Source organism: Streptomyces eurocidicus (assembly GCF_002891295.1).
GTDB classification, from domain to species: domain Bacteria; phylum Actinomycetota; class Actinomycetes; order Streptomycetales; family Streptomycetaceae; genus Streptomyces; species Streptomyces eurocidicus.
Map to the genome: position 1 here is coordinate 166,228 of NZ_LGUI01000006.1, position 18,214 is coordinate 184,441.

The 18,214-nt window shown below is 74.2% G+C and carries 14 protein-coding genes; 5 read left to right on the forward strand and 9 right to left on the reverse strand.

The window, feature by feature from the left end; all coding sequences use genetic code 11:
- Window positions 1–243 precede the first annotated feature (243 nt).
- On the forward strand, window positions 244–1,989 hold the full coding sequence (locus AF335_RS20105) for a M4 family metallopeptidase (RefSeq protein WP_102920095.1): 1,746 nt from the start codon (window positions 244–246) through the stop codon (window positions 1,987–1,989).
- Window positions 1,990–2,121: 132 nt separating this feature from the next.
- Here the strand turns inward: AF335_RS20105 and AF335_RS20110 are convergent, their stop codons facing one another.
- Window positions 2,122–3,600 carry an aminotransferase-like domain-containing protein gene (locus tag AF335_RS20110; protein ID WP_102919817.1) on the reverse strand — a complete coding sequence of 493 codons (1,479 nt, stop codon included), beginning with the start codon at window positions 3,598–3,600 and terminating at the stop codon, window positions 2,122–2,124.
- Window positions 3,601–3,794: 194 nt separating this feature from the next.
- On the opposite strand from AF335_RS20110, the gene AF335_RS20115 reads away from it, so the two are divergent.
- Complete coding sequence (locus AF335_RS20115; RefSeq protein ID WP_102919818.1) at window positions 3,795–4,655, forward strand: SCO6745 family protein; 861 nt, start codon at window positions 3,795–3,797, stop codon at window positions 4,653–4,655.
- 17 nt (window positions 4,656–4,672) lie between these two features.
- On the opposite strand, the gene AF335_RS20120 is transcribed toward AF335_RS20115, so the two are convergent.
- Window positions 4,673–5,548, reverse strand: a complete 876-nt coding sequence (locus AF335_RS20120) for a helix-turn-helix transcriptional regulator (RefSeq protein ID WP_102919819.1) — start codon at window positions 5,546–5,548, stop codon at window positions 4,673–4,675.
- Between the two features lie 133 nt (window positions 5,549–5,681).
- Between AF335_RS20120 and AF335_RS20125 the strand changes: the two genes are divergently transcribed.
- Both AF335_RS20125 and AF335_RS20130 read left to right on the forward strand, forming a co-directional pair.
- Window positions 5,682–6,737 carry an NAD(P)-dependent alcohol dehydrogenase gene (locus AF335_RS20125; protein ID WP_102919820.1) on the forward strand — a complete coding sequence of 352 codons (1,056 nt, stop codon included), beginning with the start codon at window positions 5,682–5,684 and terminating at the stop codon, window positions 6,735–6,737.
- 240 nt (window positions 6,738–6,977) lie between these two features.
- A complete protein-coding gene (locus AF335_RS20130) occupies window positions 6,978–7,757 on the forward strand; it encodes a VOC family protein (RefSeq protein ID WP_102919821.1) in 780 nt (259 codons plus the stop codon).
- 47 nt (window positions 7,758–7,804) lie between these two features.
- Here the strand turns inward: AF335_RS20130 and AF335_RS20135 are convergent, their stop codons facing one another.
- Window positions 7,805–8,431 (reverse strand): 50S ribosomal protein L25/general stress protein Ctc, encoded by a 627-nt coding sequence (locus AF335_RS20135; protein WP_102919822.1) that lies wholly within the window; start codon window positions 8,429–8,431, stop codon window positions 7,805–7,807.
- Between the two features lie 50 nt (window positions 8,432–8,481).
- A complete protein-coding gene (locus AF335_RS20140) occupies window positions 8,482–8,964 on the reverse strand; it encodes a hypothetical protein (RefSeq protein ID WP_102919823.1) in 483 nt (160 codons plus the stop codon).
- A 358-nt stretch (window positions 8,965–9,322) separates the two neighbouring features.
- Between AF335_RS20140 and AF335_RS20150 the strand changes: the two genes are divergently transcribed.
- A complete protein-coding gene (locus tag AF335_RS20150; protein WP_244927100.1) occupies window positions 9,323–11,413 on the forward strand; it encodes a type 1 glutamine amidotransferase family protein in 2,091 nt (696 codons plus the stop codon).
- Window positions 11,414–11,420: 7 nt separating this feature from the next.
- Here AF335_RS20150 and AF335_RS20155 read toward each other — a convergent pair whose 3' ends face one another.
- The 5 genes from AF335_RS20155 to AF335_RS20175 all read right to left on the reverse strand — a co-directional run bounded on the left by AF335_RS20155 (window position 11,421) and on the right by AF335_RS20175 (window position 17,913).
- Complete coding sequence (locus AF335_RS20155) at window positions 11,421–12,461, reverse strand: TolB-like translocation protein (protein ID WP_102919825.1); 1,041 nt, start codon at window positions 12,459–12,461, stop codon at window positions 11,421–11,423.
- A 191-nt stretch (window positions 12,462–12,652) separates the two neighbouring features.
- Window positions 12,653–13,876 carry a cytochrome P450 gene (locus AF335_RS20160; RefSeq protein ID WP_102919826.1) on the reverse strand — a complete coding sequence of 408 codons (1,224 nt, stop codon included), beginning with the start codon at window positions 13,874–13,876 and terminating at the stop codon, window positions 12,653–12,655.
- A gap of 91 nt (window positions 13,877–13,967) precedes the next feature.
- The gene (locus tag AF335_RS20165; RefSeq protein ID WP_102919827.1) at window positions 13,968–15,746 is read right to left on the reverse strand and encodes an ABC transporter ATP-binding protein; all 1,779 of its coding nucleotides are present in this window, start codon (window positions 15,744–15,746) and stop codon (window positions 13,968–13,970) included.
- Complete coding sequence (locus AF335_RS20170; protein ID WP_102919828.1) at window positions 15,743–16,885, reverse strand: hypothetical protein; 1,143 nt, start codon at window positions 16,883–16,885, stop codon at window positions 15,743–15,745. The genes AF335_RS20165 and AF335_RS20170 overlap by 4 nt, the downstream gene beginning before the upstream one ends.
- On the reverse strand, window positions 16,882–17,913 hold the full coding sequence (locus AF335_RS20175; RefSeq protein WP_102919829.1) for a DUF1611 domain-containing protein: 1,032 nt from the start codon (window positions 17,911–17,913) through the stop codon (window positions 16,882–16,884). Before AF335_RS20175 ends, AF335_RS20170 begins: the two co-directional genes overlap by 4 nt.
- Window positions 17,914–18,214 lie beyond the last annotated feature (301 nt).

The following is an 18,214-nucleotide window of genomic DNA, read 5'->3' on the forward strand; positions in this document are numbered from 1 at the left end:
TAAACAGTTGATCAACTGTACGGACATTGTGAAATTTCCACTTTTCGTGGGCATGCCAATTCGGGCAGAGTCCTCCGCGGGACCACAGGTTCCCGCGGTACGCCGGAGACGGCGCCGCGCGCATGCAGGCGGCGGGCACGTCCCGTACCGCCCTCACGACAAGGGCGCTGAACAGTGCGTATATCCCCCACGAACCACAGACGAATAGTCACCGCCGCCGTCGCCGTGGTGACCGCCGCGACCATGGCGGGCACCGCCTTCGCGGCCACGCCCGACGAGGTCAGGGAGGCCGCCCGCGCCTCCTCCATATCCGCCTCGCGCACCGCCGCCAACGCCTCGCTCATCAAGGCCGCCGGCGCCGCCGCCCTCTCGCACGCCGCCGAGACCGGGGTCGGCAAGGACGACACCCTCAAGGTGAAGGACACCCTCGTCGACCCGGAGGGCAAGCGGCACGTCCGCTTCACCCGCGTCTACCGCGGCGTCCCCGTCGTCGGCGGCGACCTCGTCGTCCACCTCGACGCCAAGCAGAACTACCTGGGCGTCACCCGCGCGATCCAGCACAAGGTCTCCCTCTCCTCGGTCACCCCCAAGCTGACGGCGCCGCAGGCCGCGGCCAAGGCCGCCGGGGCCGCCAAGGGCTCCGCCGCCAAGACGGAGCTGGTCGTCGACGTCCGGGGCGGCAAGTCCGTCCTGGCCTACCGGGTGACCGTCACCGACAGCCGTACGCAGGAGACCGGCGGCCTCCACTCCGTGGTCGTGGACGCCACCTCCGGCACGGTGCTCAGCGACACCCCGCTGACCGACGCCTTCATCTCCCCCAAGCTCCGGAACAAGCTGCGCAGCCAGGGCAAGCAGGCCACCCCCAGCACCGGCCCCAAGGCCGCGCCGCCGCGCAAGGTGCAGCCGGACGCGGGCTTCCCGGCCCGGGCCGACGGCACCGGCGCCTCGTTCTTCGCCGGGAACGTCCCCCTCGTCACCACGCAGACCGCCAAGGACTCCTTCGTACTGAAGGACCCCAGCCGCGGCGGCGGGGAGACCCGTGACGCCGGTGGCAAGGAGCTCAACTACTTCTCCGAGGGGAAGGCGCTCACCGACGGCGACAACCGCTGGGGCAACGGCACGACCTCCGACTCCGCCACCGCCGCCGTGGACGCGCAGTACGGCATCACCAGCACCTTCGACTACTACAAGAGCACCTTCGGGCGCGACGGCATCAAGAACGACGGCGCCGGCCCGCACGCCCTGGTGCACTTCGGCGACAAGGTCGGCAACGCCTTCTGGTCCCCCGACTGCTCCTGCATGCTCTACGGCGACGGCGATGGAGAAACGTTCAAGCAGCCGCTGGTCGCCCTGGACGTCACCGGTCACGAGCTGAGCCACGGCGTGATCGAGGCGACGGCCGACTTCCAGCCGACCCGGGTCGACGCCCGGCAGAACCAGTTCGGCGAGGCCGGCTCGCTCAACGAGTCGCTCGCCGACATCTTCGGCACCGGCGTCGAGTTCCGCACCAACAACGCCGGCAACCCGCCGAACTACCTGCTCGGCGAGAAGCTCGGCCTGGAGCAGAAGTTCCTGCGCCGCATGGACAAGCCCTCCATGGACGTCCTTGAAGGCACCGTCGACTACTGGGACGCCGACTCCTTCGACCGCGAGGTGCACGCGGGCTCGGGCGTCTCCTCCCACGCCTTCTACCTACTGGCCGAGGGCAGCGGCAAGAAGACCGTCGGCGGCGTGGAGTACGACTCCCCCACGTACGACGGCAAGGCCGTCAGCGGCATCGGCCGGGAGAAGGCCGAGCAGATCTTCTACCGCGCCCTGACCCGCTACATGGTCTCGACGACGGACTTCCACGAGGCCCGCACGGCCACCCTCCAGGCGGCCGCGGACATGTACGGCGCGAACGGCACCGAGTACGCGGCGGTCGACCGGGCCTGGGCCGCGGTCAACGTCACGGCCGGGAACACCCCCAAGGAGTCGGTCAAGCGCTGACCCGGGCAGCGGCTCACCGACGTCCCCCCGGGGCACCACATCGGCGGTGCCCCGGGGGCTTTCCTTTCGCTCTTCCCCGCCCTTTCCCCCGCCTCCGGCGCACGGTGCGGGGCCGGGCCGCGGACCCGGTCCTCAACCGCCGGACGGGCCGGATCCCCGGGCGGGCCGAGGCGGCCGCGGGGCCGGCACGGGGGTGGCGGCGAGGTCACGCGTGTGGTGTTCCCACGCGGCGGCGAGGCGGTCGACGGCGGCCTCCAGCCGGTGCGGCGGCTCGGCGAACGACAGGCGGACGCCCGCGTGGTGGCGCCCGTCGACGCAGTGGGCCGCCCCGGGGGCGACGATGACGCCGTAGCGGGCCGCCAGATGCGCGTAGGTCTCGCTGTCGGCCACCGGCACCGTGACCCACAGCGAGAGACCGGCGGCGGGCGGCTCGGGCCGCCAGGCCGGCAGATGCCGGGCGAGGAGCCCGAGCAGCAGCTCGCTGCGGCCGCGCAGGACCGCCCGCCGGGCCTCGGACCAGGGTTCGTCGACCACCCGCAGCAGATGGGTGGCGAGCGTCTGCGCGGGGACCCCCGGCGCGCGGTCGTGGACGGAGCGCAGCCGCAGCAGCCGTTCGTGGAGCGGAGCCGGGGCGCGGATCCAGCCGACGCGCAGTCCCGCCCACAACATCCGGGACAGCGAACCGACGGCGACGACGCCGTCGTCGGCCGCCGCCAGGGGCGGGGCGGGCACGGGGTCCGGGCCGAGGACGAGACCCGCCCGCGCGAGGTCCTCCACGAGGAGCGCGCCGGTACGGCGAGCCGTGTGCAGCAGCGTCTCGCGCCGGGCCGCCGGCAGGGCCGCGGTCTCCGCGTAGACGACCGGGGCGGGCGACCGGGCGGCCGCACGGAGAACGGCCTGGGCGTCGAGGCCCCACCGGTCGGCGGCCACCGTGAGCGGCCTCGCGCCCCGGCCGGAGAGCGCCGCGAGCAGGTCCGCCGAGGTGGGGCACCCGGTCACGACCGTACGACCGGGCCCCGCGACCGCCTCGGCGACCAGCCGCAGCGCCTGCCGCGTCCCCGACGTCACGATCAACTGCCCGGCCGTGGTGGGCAGCCGGAGCCGGTCGGTGAGATGGGCGGCGAGGGCCGTGCGCAGCCGGAGCGTGCCCTCGGGGTGCAGGCCGTGGTCGCGGGCGTCGGCGAGAAGGTCGACCCCGGTCACGGAGGGCAGGTGGGAAGTGTCCGCCGGTACGGACAGCGAAAGGTCGATCGCCTCGCCGGCACCGGCCAGCCGACGGCGCAACAGCGCGGCGGCGGGGTCCTCCCGCACCCGGCCCGGTTCCTCGCGGGGCCTCGGGGAGCGTACGTACGTGCCGGAGCCCTGGAGCCGTCCCACGAGACCGGCCGCCGCCAGTTCCTCGTAGCCGCGCACGACCGTGCCCCGGCTCACCGCGAGGGCGTCGGCCAGCGGGCGTTCGGCGGGCAGCCGGTCACCGGCGGTGATCAGACGGCGCTCCACCGCGTCGGTGAGCGCCGCGGCGATGCGCCGGTAGCGCGGTCCCGGCCGGTCACACCAGCCGTCCAGCACCACGCGCACCCACCAGCCGACGTCCCGCTCCCTCTGGTCCATTCACCGAAATTGGCACTGTCCCCGCGCGATGGCAAGAGCGATGCTGGCGACGCCCGACCGGAGGAGAGCCTGCTACGGCCCCTCCGCCTCACCACCGAGACGGGCAAGGAGTCCCCGGCCCCGGAACGGGGGAGCGGGGCCGGGGACTCCTCCACCGCCCGGGGCCCGCCCCGGCACCCCACCGGGAGGACCTCATGGACCCGAGCCCCACGCTGGCCAGACGCTTCTGGGAAGCGGTCGAACCCCTGCACTCCGTGGTCTACTTCACGCCCGAGCCCGCCGACGCCGCCCGCGCGCTGGGCCTGCGGGGCTGGTGGACGGGGTACTTCACCGGGCGCGTCGCCCCGCTGGGACCGCTCGGCGCCGTGCCCGCGACCGCCGTCCTCTACGGCTTCGCGCCGGACATGGTGGCGCGGGCACTGCCCGGCGCCTGGGACCGCGCGACGCCGGACGCCGTGCTGCGCGCTCGTCTCGACGCGGTGGGGGCGGCCCTGGAACGTACGCTGCCGCCGGGCTCCGGCGACCGGCTGGCCGCCCTCACGGAGCTCCTCGAACACGCGGCGGCGGCCTGTCACTTCGACGGCAGGCCGCTGGCCGCCGGCTGGTCCCTGGTACGCCCGCCGGCCCCCGTCGCGGTGCGGGCGTGGCTGGCCGCGACCGTGCTGCGCGAGCACCGGGGTGACGGGCACGTCCTGGCCGCCGTCCACGCCGGGCTGCGCGGGCTGGACGCCACCCTCACGCACGTGGCCACCGGCGCCGTGCCCCGGGCGCTCTTCGAGGCCCACCGGGGGTGGACGGAGGCGGACTGGGAGGCCAGTCGGCGCAGGCTGCGGGCGCGCGGCCTGCTGGACCGCGACGAGCGGCTGACCCGGGCGGGCGGGGTGCTGCGGCGGCAGCTGGAGGAGGCCACCGACCGGCTCGCCGCCGACCCGGTGGCGGCGCTCGGCGCGTCCGGTGTCGAGGAGGCGATCCGGCTGGCCGTGCCGCTCAGCCGGCACCTCGTCGACACCGGTGTCGTCCCGGTGCCCAACCCGGTGGGGGTGCCCCGGCCCTGACCGGGCGGCAGCGGGGCCTACGTACCGGGCTGCGGCGACGGCTGCGGGCGTGCCGCCGGGTCCAGGGTCCAGCTGGCCAGCAGCCGCAGGGACTCGGCGGACGGGGAGCCGGGCTCGGCGTGATAGGTGATCAGCTGCTGGCCGGAGTCGGCGGGCAGCACCAGGGATTCGCACGAGAGGGTCAGCTCCCCCACGACGGGGTGGTGCAGCCGCTTGACCCCGAAGCACTTGTCCCGCACGTCGTGGGCGGCCCACAGGCCCCGGAACTCCTCGCTCTTGACGGACAGCTCCCCCACCAGCGCGCACAGCCCGGGGTCGTCGGGGTAACAGCCGGCCTCCAGGCGCAGCAGGGCGACGATGTCGGCCGCCTTGCGCTCCCATTCCACGTACAGGTCGCGGGAGCCGGGGTCGAGGAAGATCTGCCAGGCCATGTTGCGCTGCGGGGCGGGCACGGCGGCGAGGTCGCCGAGGAGCGCGCACGCCATGCGGTTCCAGCCGATGATGTCGAGCCGCCGCCCGAGGACGTAGGCCGGGACGCTGTCCATGGCGTCGATGAGGTGCTGCACGGCCGGCCGGACGCGCTGCGGGCGGCTGGGGGCCCGGCGGGACCGGGTGACCGGACGGGACAGGTGCGTGAGGTGGTCCCGCTCGGCCCGGTTCAGCCGGAGGGCGCCCGCGATGGCGTCGAGCACCCCGGCCGAGACGTTCTGCCCCCTGCCCTGCTCCAGGCGCGTGTAGTAGGTGACGCTGACCCCGGCCAGCTGCGCCAGCTCCTCCCGGCGCAGCCCGGGTACCCGCCGCCGGCCGCCGTGCGGCGTCAGGCCGACGTCCTCGGGGCTGAGGCGGGCTCGGCGGGAGCGGAGGAACTCGCTCAGTTCGGTGCGCTGGTCCATGGCCCCAGTATGCGGGGCGTTCCCGCAGGCCAGGGTGGCACTGTCAGGGATAGTCACGGCAGGAGCAGGCACACCGAGACTAGGCTCGGCCGGGTCCTGGCTAGCCTCGCCGGACGGCCGCATCCTTGGCCCCATGAACCACACCACTGTCCCCGCCTACGCCGCGCCGTCCCCGAAGGCCCCGCTGGAGCGGATCACCGTTCCGCGCCGTGCGCCGGGCGAGCACGACATCCTCATCGAGATCAAGTACGCGGGCATCTGCCACTCCGACCTGCACACCGTGCGCGGCGAGTGGGGCGACGACGGCAACTTCCCGATCGTCCCGGGCCATGAGATCGCGGGTGTGGTGGCCGCGGTCGGCTCCGGCGTGACCCGGTACGCGGTCGGCGACCGCGTCGGCGTCGGCTGCTTCGTCGACTCCTGCCGCACCTGCGAGAACTGCCTGGCCGGCCTCCAGCAGTACTGCACCGGCGAGCTCGGCATGGTCGGCACCTACGGGGCCACCGGCCGCGACGGTCAGGTCACCTACGGTGGTTACTCCACCCACATCGTGGTCGACGAGAACTACGCCCTGCGCATACCCGACAGCATCCCGCTGGACGCGGCGGCCCCGCTGCTGTGCGCGGGCATCACGCTGTACTCCCCGCTCGCCCACTGGAAGGCGGGCCCGGGCAAGAAGGTCGCCATTGTCGGCCTCGGTGGCCTCGGCCACATGGGAGTGAAGATCGCGCACGCCATGGGCGCCGAGGTGACCGTGCTCAGCCAGTCGCTGCGCAAGAAGGACGACGGCCTGCGGCTGGGCGCGGCCCACTTCCACGCGACGTCCGACCCGGCCACCTTCGAGGCCCTGGCCGGCACCTTCGACCTGATCGTCAACACCGTCTCCGCCGATGTCGACCTGGACGCCTACCTCGGCCTGCTGAGGACCGGCGGCACCCTGGTCCAGGTCGGCGCCCCGGAGAAGCCGCTGCCGATCTCCCCCTTCGCCCTGATCACCCAGCGCAAGTCGTTCGCCGGCTCGATGATCGGCGGCATCCCGGAGACCCAGGAGATGCTGGACTTCTGCGGGAAGCACGGCCTCGGCGCCGATATCGAGCTGATCCGCGCCGACCAGATCAACGAGGCGTACGAGCGGGTGCTGGCCAGCGACGTGCGGTACCGCTTCGTCATCGACACGGCGACGATCTGAGCCGTTCCGGCGTCTCTTCTTCTCTTCGCGGCCTTCCCCGGCGTCCCGCACCGGTGACGCCGGGGAAGGCTCGGGCCCGCTCCCGGCCGCTCTTGCGCGACTCCACGCGCGGGGGGCGTGCCGCGGGCGGGCCCCGCGCGATCGCCGGTGGCCGGTGCCAGACTGGGACCCGGCCCGGGACACCGCCCGCCGCGCCTGCGGGGTCGGCCCCGGCGAGGACCGTCGAAGGAGCACTCCACCATGCTCACCACAGACTTCGTGACCGGCGCGCCCAACTGGCTCGACCTCGGCAGCCCCGACACCGCGGCGTCCGCGGGGTTCTACGGCGCGGTGTTCGGCTGGGACCTTCAGTCCGCCGGGCCGGACGCGGGCGGTTACGGCTTCTTCCAGCTGGACGGCCGGACCGTGGCGGGGCTCGGCCCGCTCACCGAGGAGGGCGCGAGCCCGGCCTGGACGGTGTATTTCCGGACGCCCGACGCCGATGCCACGGCCAAGGCCGTGGAGCAGGGCGGCGGCAGGGTCCGGGTGGCCCCGTTCGATGTGATGGACGCCGGGCGGATGGCCTGTCTCACCGACCCGGGCGGTGCCGAGTTCGCCGTCTGGCAGCCCGCGGCGGTCCAGGGGCTGGAGCGGGCCTCGGAGACCCACAGCCTGTGCTGGGCGGAGCTGCACACCGCGGACCCCGAGGCCGCGTTCGCCTTCTACCGCTCGCTGTTCGCGTGGCGGAGCCAGGAGATGGAGATCCCCGGGATGACCTACCGGGTGCTGACCACGGCGGAGGGCGACGCCCAGGAGGCGGCGTTCGGCGGCGTCGTCCCGCTCCAGGGCGACGACGAGTCGCGCTGGGTGCCGTACTTCACCGTGGAGGACGCCGACGCGACCGTCGCCACCGCGCAGGAACACGGCGGCACGGTGCTGGTGCCCGCCGCGGACGTGCCGCAGGCCGGCCGGATCGCCTGGATCGCCGACCCGTTCGGCGCCCCCTTCGCCGTCATCAAGCCCGAGCCGCCGGCGGCCTGACGCCGGGCCGGGTGCGCGGCCCCCGTGAGAGGCCGCGCACCCGGGGCTCAGCCCTCCTCGGGGGCCTCCGGCGCCTCGGCCTCGGCCACCGCCGGCTCGCCCTCCTCCTCGGCCTCCTCCTCCGTGGGCTCCTCGGCCTGCGCGGCCACCACCTGGAGGACGGCGGCGTCCTCGTCGACGGCCAGGGTGCTGCCGCGCGGCAGCTCGATGTCCCCGGCCCGGATGGTGTGCCCGGCCTCCAGCCCCTCGACGGACACGGTGAACCCCTCCGGGATGTGGGTGGCCTCGGCCTCCACCGGCAGGGCGTTGAGGATGTGCTCCAGCAGGTTGCCGCCGGGCGCCAGCTCGCCCTCGGTGAGGATCGGCACTTCGACCGTGACCTTCTCGCCCTTCTTCACCGCCAGGAAGTCGACGTGGACGAGGAAGCCGCGGAGCGCCTCCCGCTGGACCGCCTTGGGGATGACGAGCTCGCCCTTGCCCTCGATGTCCAGCTTGATCAGCACGTTCGGGGTCTTGAGCGCCATCATCAGCGCGTGCCCGTCGAGGGCGACATGCTTGGGGTCCGCGCCGTGGCCGTAGATGACGGCCGGGACCTTGTTGGCGCGGCGGATGCGACGGGCATAGCCCTTGCCGAATTCGGTGCGCGGCTCGGCGGTCAGCTTTACCTCGGCCATGACGGCACTCCTCGTGTCCAGATGTAGCTGTCTGTAAGGGCGCCGGGAGTTTATCCAGCCTGCGGACGGTCTGCGCCGCCGCTGCTCCATCCGGCCCAACAACCGCCCCGAAGGTGCGCACCGGTGGCCCCGCCGGTGTTGAGCGGGCGCAGCTCGCGGGCGTCGGGTATCGACGCGGCGCAGTGTCCGCAGAGCTCGGCGAGCCGCCACAGCCGCCCCGCGCCGGTGTGGAGGATCACCTGCCCGACGGCCTCGCCCCGGCAGCCCGGGACGGTCCACGCGTGCCAGGCGCAGCCCTCCTTCCCGCAACGGCAGCCGCTGCCGGGCGGCGGGGGCCCGGCCGCGTGGCCGTGGGCGGCGAGGTGGCCCGCCGCGGCCGTGCGGGCCGCGGTGGGCGTGGGCAGGGGTACGGGATCGGGCCGGCATCCGGGCACGGAGCACCGGAGCGTCATGGTCCGCCGCTCCGGGTCCCGGTCGGTGGTGATGTTCACGGTCCAGAGCCGGCCGACGGCCGGTTCGGTGTGCTTCGCCACAACTCGCTCCCGAGGTCTTGGGTTTCCGTCCGGTTCCGGTCCTGTCACCGCGGTGCGCGGTGACAGGTTCCAGGGTGCGGTGGCCGGGCCCGTCGGAACATCCCCGGGGACGGGGATCGGCCGGAGGACGTCGTCGTCCCCCGGCCGGAGGGCGCCCCTGTCCCCCGCCGGAGGGCGGCCGGGGCGGCAGGCGGAGGGCGTCCCGCCGTATACGCGTTCGCCCGCCGGAACGATCCGGATCGGGCAGACTTTGCGGGCACCGTGCAGACACCGTCGCGAGGACGAGGGGAAGTCCATGAGCGGAATGCGAAGATTCAGTCGTCGAGGGCTCTTACGGGCGGGCCTGGGAGCCGGTGGCGTGGCGCTGGGGGCCCAGCTGGCGCCGCGGATCCCGGGCCCGTACCACCTGCTGGAGAGCCCGGCCTGGGCGGCGACGCCGGACGCCCGGGCGGCCTTCCCGGAGTGGAGCCGCTTCGCCCGGCTGGCCGACGGCACGTTCGACGAGGACGCCGATCCCCAGCTCGACATGAAGCCGGTCATCACGGCGCTCAAAGCCCAGAACGTCAATGTGATCGAGGTCGACACGATCCTGTCGAACTGGGTGACGGAGGCGGATTTCACCACGCACCTGGGGAAGATCAAGAGCTTTGTGGAGCTGGCGCACGCCGCCGGCATCCGGGTGGTGATGTACTACCCGTCGCTCGAAGTGATCACCATCGGCGGCGAGAAGGGCAAGTCGTTCTACAAGGACGGCGACGGGAAGTCCTGGGTGCAGCGTTCCCTGGACGGCAGGCCGAACGTCTTCTACGGCAGCCTGGTGGTCTGGGTGGACCCGGGTGACGAGAGCTGCTGGGTCAGCCCCAACTCCCCCTGGCGGGACTTCTACCTGGGCCGGATCAAGGCGCTCGCGCGGACCGGTCTGGACGCCGTGTGGCCGGATGTGCCGATCTACTTCGACGGGGCGCTGAGCTGGTGCGACGGCTCCACCTGGGCGGCCGACGCCTTCCGGGCCGACACCGGGCTCGCGCTGCCCGCCAAGGACGACTTCAGCAGCCTGCCCTTCCGGCGCTACGTCGAGTGGCGGCACCGCAACCTCAACCAGTGGCAGCTCGACATCGCCGCCGCCGGCCGGTCGGTCAACCCGGACCTGGTGACCTTCGTCGAGACGGTCAGCATGGACTACCAGTACGCCACCTCGGTCGGCCTCGACGGGGCGTACCTCCGCAAGGCCGAGGGCGTGAGCCATGTCTGGGAGGTGGACATCCTCGGCAACTACGACGGGATGCGCCACGCCACGGCCACCGACTGGACCTGCCTGATCTCGATGTACAAATACGCGCGGGCGGCCAGCGGGACCAAGCCGGCGTGGGCGTTCTCCTACGGCTGGAAGGCCGACGACGCGGCGCTGGTGATGGCCGAGCTGCTGGCGGCGGGCTGCAATCCGTACGAGGTCAAGAGCCCGTTCAAGGCCGCGTCGACCGACAAGGCGATGCGCACCCGGATGTACGCCTTCGTCGCCGCCAACCAGGAGAAGCTGTACAACGCCGCCCCGGCGGCCCAGGTCGGCGTCTACCACTCCTCGGCGTCGCGGGACTTCGTCAGCCATTCGATCGGCAGCGGCATGTACGCCAACGCCAAGGCACCGGCCGGGATCAAGTCCGGCGACTGGTGGAGCACGGGCAGCGCGGAGGAGAGCTGCACCACCAAGGAGTGGCTCGGCGAGTTCCGCGGCACGGTGAAGGCGATGGTGTACGCGCACGTCCCGTTCTCCACCGTGACCAGTCCCGGGCTCACCGCCGACGACCTGACCCGCTTCCGGGTGCTGATGCTGCCCAACCTCCAGGCGGTGTCGGACCAGGAGGCCGAGGTGCTGCGCGGCTTCGTCTCCGGCGGGGGCACGGTCGTGATCACCGGCCCGGCGCCCACGGGCCTCGACCAGTTCGGCTCCGCCCGCGGTGAGTACGCGCTGGCCGACGTGCTCGGCTTCCGCAAGGCGGACCCGCTGCCCGCCACCAAGGAGAATCGTTTCGGCGCGGGCACCTGTCACTACGTCAGGAACCTGATCGGCAAGAGCTATCTGGCCTCGACGGACCAGCCGAGCGCCGATCTGCTCCTCGCGCCGGTCCGGGCGGCCGTCACCCCCGCGGTGACGCTGACCGGCGACCCCAGGATCCATCTGGAGGTGAGCACGCTCGGCGACGACACCGTCGTCCAGCTGGTCAACTTCACCCACTGCCAGGACACGCCGACCGCCTTCCGCACCACCCCGGCCGCCTGTACGGTCGCGGTCGCGGTCCCGGCGGGCAAGCGGGTGCTGTCCGCCACCGTCAGCACGCCGGACACGCCCTCGCCCGCCCCGCAGCCGGTCGCCTGGCGGGTCACCGGCTCCACGGCCACGGTCGATCTGACGGTGGCGCAGTACTCCCTGCTGACCGTCACCACCGGCTGAGCGGCCCTCACCGGGTGACCGCCCCGGGGGCGGGGATCCGCCACAGCGAGGTCGGCCGGTCCTCGTCCCCCGGGTGGGTCTCGAAGGCGATCCACCGGCCGTCCGGCGACCAGCTGGGCGCGCCGTCGTAGCCGCCGGGGCTCCGGGTCACCCTGACCGGGGCCCCGCCGGCCGCGGGGATCACAAAGATCTGCGGCACGTCCAGGCCCCCGGCGGTGGAGGAGAAGACCACCGACCTGCCGTCGGGCGACCAGCTGGGGTCGGTGTGCTCGCCGGGGCCGTCGGTGAGCCTGCGCAGGCCGGTGCCGTCCGCGTTCATCACGTACAGCGCCCACGCGTCGCTGTTCCGCTCCCGCCGCTGGAAGACCAGCCGGTCCCCCTTCGGCGACCAGTTGGGCTGCCGGTTGTCCGTCCCGGTGGCGGGCCCGTCCAGCAGCCGCGTCGCCCCGCTGCCGTCGCGCCGCACCTTCCACAGGGAGCCGAGCGCGGCCCGCGACGGCCGGCGCCGCTCGCTCCCGGTCTCCTCCTCCAGGCTCTCCTGGAAGACGATCCACTGCCCGTCGGGCGAGAAACTCGGCTCCAGGTAGCCCGACTCACCCCGGTGTTCGGTGACCCGTACGGGTTTCCCGGCGCCCGGCGGCAGCACCCACACCTCGTCGCGCCCGGCCCGGTCCGAGGCGAAGGTGACCCCGGCGGAGGGGTGCCAGCTGGCGCCCGGGAGGTTCACCGCGGCCCGGTCCGACTCGTCGAGCAAGGTGCCGGCGGAGCGCCCGGAGGCCGCGCGCTCGTCGAGCGGAACCACGCGGAGGGCCGCGGCACCCTCGTTGTAGCCGTCGTGGAAGAGGGTGAACAGCATCCGCCGCCCGTCGGGCGAGAACGCGGGATTCTGCGCGCTGGCCTTCCCCTGCCCCCGGTAGACGAGCCGGGCACCGTCGGCACGGATGCCGGTGGGGCCGGGCGGCTCGGGACCGGACTCCCGGGACGAACCGCACGCGGTGAGGAGGAGGGCGGCCAGGGTGACGGCGAGGACGAGCTGTCGACTGCGCACGCCCCGACGATAGGGGGTGACGCGGGCGTACCGCTCGGGTGTCCGACGATACGGCCGGCCTCGGTGTGACACCGCCGTCCACGGGTCGCGGCGTCGCGCGCCCGTGGACGTGTCCCATGGAGCGGCCGCACGGCACTCTTCCCGGCCCTTCCGTCCGGTCCCCACGACCGCTCGTGAACCGGTTCGCACACTCAGCGCAGCAGAACCGGCAGCTCCTCCAGCCAGTTCATCGTCATGCTCTGCTGCCGCCGCACTTTCTCCGCCGGCACCGCCAGCCGCATCCGGGGGAAACGGTCCAGCAGCCGGCCGAAGAGGACCTCCATCTGCGCGTACGCGAGCAGCGAGCCGATGCAGCGGTGGGTGCCGTGGCCCATGGCCAGGTGCTGGTGGTCGGTGCGGGTGATGTCGAAGCGGTGCGGGTCGGGGAAGCGGCGCGGGTCGCGGTTGGCGGCGCCCACGGCGATCAGCAGGAACTCGCCTGCGGGGATGGTCAGGCCCTCGCCCAGGGCCACGGGCTCGGCGGTGTGGCGCGGGCCGACCGCCCGGAACGGGCCCTCGTAGCGCAGGCATTCCTCGACCGCGCCGCGCAGCAGGCCGCGGTCCGCGAGCAGGGCGGCGTACTGATCGGGGTGGCGGAGGAGGGCGTACACCCCGTTGGTGAGGGCGTTGGCCGTCTCCACGCCCGCGATGAGGAGGAGGAACGCGGCCGAGGCGAGTTCGTGGCGGCTCAGGGCGCGGCGGCCCGCTCGCCTCGATCCCAGCGTGGACAGCAGGCCCCGGACCGGCTGGGCGCGGCCCCGCTCCATCAGCCGCTCGCCGAAGTCGGCGATGAACTGGGACGACTTCTGGTCGCCCGGTGAGCTCCGGCCGCACATGAGGGGCTCGAACCAGGCCGGGAACGCCGCCTGTTCGTCGTCGCGCAGGCCGAGCAGCTCGCCGATCACGGCGATGGCGAAGGGGTAGGCGATCCGCGCGCGGAACTCCACGGGATCGGAGCCGCGGAGGGCGCCGAGCGTGTCGTCGGCGAAGACCTCGACGCGGCGGCGCATCGCCTCCACCGGGCCCCTGCTGAGCGCCTGCTGGGTGCTGTGGCGCAGGCGCTGGGCGTCCGGCGGATCGGCGCCGATCATATGGGCCCGGATGCGGGGGCTCGTCTCGCGCCGCCGTTCCGGGCGCGCGGTATGTCGCTCCCGGCGGTCGGGCCGCTTCCACTCGTCCTTGCGGACGTCGGGCGAGGCCAGCAGCGCACGCGCCGCCTCGTAGCGCGGGACGAGCCACAGGCGGCTGCCGCTCACCCCGGTGACCAGGGTGGCGGGCGCCCGGTCCCGCAGGGCGTCGAGAACGGGGTGGGCGTCCTGGAAGAAGGCCGGGGTGAAGATCTCAGGCGGTGGTGCGACGGTCCGGTCGGGTGACACGGCGATCCTCCTCGAACGAGTGAGCAGGGCGGGTCGTCAGCGGCGCGGCGCCCCGCAAGCCTACCCACAGTGTCCGAGTGATTACACATCGCTACCTACGGTCCGTCGAAGCGGCGCCGACGGCCTTCACCACCCCCGTATCCGCCGCCTCGCTCAGCTCACCCGCCGACATCCGTACCACCCGTGTCGCTATGCCCAGCAGCGCCGGCCGATGGGTCGTCATGACCACCGTCCGGCCCGCGACCAGCCGGCCCAGCGCGGCCACGACGCACCGCTCCGTCTCCGGGTCGAGCCCCGACGTCGGCTCGTCCAGCAGCACGATCGGCGCGTCCGCGAGCAGTGCGCGGGCGATGCCCACCCGCTGGCGCTGGCCGCCGGAGAGGCCCGTGCCGCAGTCGCCGAGCCGGGTGTCCAGACCGTCCGGCAGCAGGTCCGCGAAGTCGGTGACCAGCGCCGCCTCGGCCGCCGCCCGGACCTCGGCCGGGCTCGCGTCCGGGCGGGCGTAACGGATGTTGTCGGCCAGGGTGCCGGCGAAGAGGAAGGTGTCCTGGAGCACCGCCGTCACCTGCCGGCGCAGCCACCGGTCGGGCAGTTCGGCGGTCGTCGTGCCGTCGATGCGCACCGCGCCGCGCGTGGGCCGGTACAGCCCCGCGATCAGCGCGAGCGCCGTGGACTTGCCGGCCCCGTTGGGCCCGGTCAGCGCCACCCGTTCGCCGCGCCCGACGGTCAGGTCGAGCCGGCGCAGCGCGGGCCGCTCCCCATACTCCATCGCGACCCCGGTGAAGTCGATGCGGCCCGCCGCACGGTCCGGCAGCCCGGCGGACGGCTCGGCCGCGGGCGTGCGCAGCGGGCACGGCTCGTCGAGGATCGTCGCGATCCGCTCCGCCGACGCCTGGCCCTGCGCGAAGGTGCCGGCGAGCTTGGACAGCGCGCGCAGCGGGGCCACCATCCCCGTCAGATAGCTGAGGGCGACGACGAGATGGCCGACGCTCCACCAGCCGCGCAGCACGCCCGTGCCGCCCACCCACAGCAGCGCGGCCGTGCCGACCGCCGTGGCCGACTCCAGCAGCGGCACCCGGCGGGCCTGCACGTCCGCGGCCTCCAGGCCCGCGCGCAGCACACCGTCGCTGCCCGTGGCGAAGTGCCGGTCGTGCAGCTCCTGGCGGCCGAAGACATGGATCGTCCGGATCCCCTGGAGGGCCTCGGCGACGAGCCCGGTCAGCTGCCCCTCCGCCTCCCGGCGGCGCCGCGCGGCCCGGCGCCCGCGCCGCCGGTTGCGGACCCCGACGAGGAGGATGAGCGGTACGCAGCCGACGCCGATCAGCCCGAACCGCCAGTCCAGGAAGAGCAGCGCCGCCGCGTACCCGGCGACCGAGAGCAGTCCGGGGAACAGCACCGAGAAGAAGGCGACCAGACTGTCCTTGATCCGGCCGCAGTCGGTGATCACCCGGCTCGTGGACTCGCCCACGGCCTGTCCGTCGTGGTAGATCAGCGGCAGCCGTTGCAGGTGGCCGAACGTCTCGCGGCGGATCGCCACGCTCATCCGCTCGCCCACCGCGCCCATCACCCGGTCACCGGCGTAGTCGAAGGCGGCCGACACCAGGGCCAGCAGGATCACCGCGCCGGCGGCCGTGGCGAGCATGGTGCTCCGCTCGGGGCCGAAGGCGTCCAGCGCGGCGCCCAGCGGATTGGCCGAGCCGCTGCCGCCCAGCACCCGGTCGACGACGGCCGCGATCGGCCAGGGCGTCACCAGGTCCGTGGCCATCTCGCAGATCCGCAGCCCGACGCCGAGCAGGAGCCGGGGCCGGTAAGGGGTGCCGAAGCCGCGGAAGAGCCGTGCCACCTGCCGGCCCCGGCGCCCCTCGCTCATCCGGCCAGGGCCGCCGCCGCGGCCCCGGGCAGGGCACCGGCCCTGACCCGTTCCCGCAGCGCCCGGTTGCTCCCGTCCGGATGAACGCCGTGCCGGGCCATGGCCGCCAGCACCACCGGGGCGAGCGGGGGATCCGCCGCCACCATCTCCCTCAGCAGCGAGGCGAACTGGTTACGCCGCTTCCGCTCCTCGGCCAGGGCGGCGGCCGTGACCTGCCCGGCCGCCTCCGCGCCCGTACCGGAGCCGAGGCGCACCAGCCCGCGCAGCAGCATGGCGACGAACCGGTCGCCGTCACCGCCGCCCTCCAGCACGGCCCGGTGCGCCGACCACAGGGCCGACGCCCAGACGGTGCCGTTGGCGTGCGCCTGCCCGCCCCGGCCGGGCCGCAGATAGGCCATGGTCCAGCGCCGGTCGAGGCCGCGCCGGCGCTGGTCCCACGCGGGTACGTGGCCGCGGTGCCAGCCGTAGATGTCCGGGGTGCCCAGCGTGATCGCCGTCAGGAAGTCGGCGGTGCCCTCGTCCAGCGCGTTCTTCCCGCTGTGCTGCCCGTCCGGCGGCCGCAGCCGGTTGACCTTGAAGTCCGCGGTGTGACGGCAGATGTGGTGTCCCACCTCGTGGCAGACGATCGCCGCGTTGTGCGCCGGAGCGTGGAAGTACGGGCCGCCGGACGGTCCCGGGAGGTAGGCGCTGCCGCCGCCGAGGTGGACCTCGCCGGCCCAGGAGATCCGGTACGGCTCGGCCGGGTCCGCCCCGCCGGGCAGCCGGTAGTGCCCGCCGCCCCAGCGGGCGGGCGTGTCGTGCGCCCCGATCCGTACGGTCAGGTGCGGCAGCGGCCGGCCCAGCAGCCGGGCGGCCGACCGCAGGAGCCGCTGTGCCCGGTAGGCGGTGTTGCCGACGCCGAAGGCGCGCGCCCGCCGCTCGGCTCCGGCCGCCGCCAGCGGGCCGCCGCCCGCCGCCGGTTCGACGGCCAGGGACGTACCGCCGGAGTCGTCGAAGAGCGCGCCACCGCGTTCGTCGCGCACGGTCACCTCCGGGGACCACAGCTCGGCGGGCCCGGTCACCTCCGCGTCCAGCTCCACCTCGGCGAGGGTCCCCGGGCCGGGGGTGCCGTCCTCGCGGTAGGCCCCGACCCGGATCACCTGCCCCCCGCCGCGGCCGTGGCGAGGGGGCCGGCGAGCAGTTCCACCGCGGCCCCGTCGGCCAGCCGGGCGGGTGACAGCACCGGCAGTCCGGTGACCGCCGCGGCCTCCCGCACCGCCAGCGGACTCGCCGTCACCAGCCCGCTCACGGCCAGCACCCGCACCCCGAGCGCGGCCAGCAGGTCGACGCCCGCGCGTGCGGCCAGCGCGTCGCCCACCGCGAGCACCACGCCGTCGCAGACCTCCGGCAGCGCGGCCGTGAGCGTGCGGGTCTCCTCCTGGAGCAGCCCGTCGGCGAGTTCCAGTACGACCGCGTCGGCGCCGTCGTGGACCAGCGCGTCCCGCATGGCCGTCATCGTGGCGAGGAGCCGTGCCACGGGATAGCCGAAGGTCGACGGCATCCCGAAGTCCAGGAAGTCGGTGACGTGCCGGGCCCCCGCGTCCAGATAGGCCCAGCGGTCCTTGCCGCTGCCGGTCCCGGTGACCTTCGCGGCGCCCGGCACCAGTCCCGCGCGGGCCCAGCCGGTCAGCAGGCCGGCCGCGGTGGTGGTCTTGCCGGCGTTCATCGAGGAGCCGACGACCGCCAGCGCCCGGACCGGACCGGCCGGCGGCGGAGGGGCGGGGCGGGCGAACCGGTCGAGGGACAGCGGCCGGTCGTCCTCGCCGGTCAGCGCGCCCAGGATCGCCAGCTCGGTCGGCGCCGCGCAGCCGGTGTGCCAGGAGACGGCGGTGCCGACGACGCCCCCGGAGGTCAGCAGGTGCGCCCGGGGGCCCGGCCGGTGGTAGCCCTCGTACGAGTCCGTCGCGTAGCGGTTTCCGCAGGCGCCCACCACCAGATCGCCGGCGTGCAGCCGGACCCGTCTGCCGTACGCGTCCTCCAGCCTGCCCCGGCCTCCCACCCGGCTCACGGAGGCCACCACCAGGTCACCCGGCCCGGGCGGCGTGGCGAGCCCGCCGAGCCGGCACCGGCCCGGCTCGGTGACGCCCCGGGTGACATGGCTCCACTTCGCCGTGGACAGATCCCTCATCAGCTCTCCCAGCGGGCGTGCGCATCCCTGCTGACGCAGCGTCACCCGCGCCCTCATGGTCAGCGTCCCGTGGCACCTCGGCAATCCGGCACACCGGGCCTTGGCCAACTCATGGAATGGATGATTCCGTTAGGTGGGACGTACGGAGCCGGTACGGGAGGATCCCCCGCGGCCGCGGCCCGTGACGGGCCCCGTGTCCCCCATCGGATGGGTTACGGGTGATGAGCTGTTGCGCGACGTGCGGGTGCGCCACACTCCGCCCAACCGGAGATCGCGGGTTGCACGGCGAACAGGGCGGGGG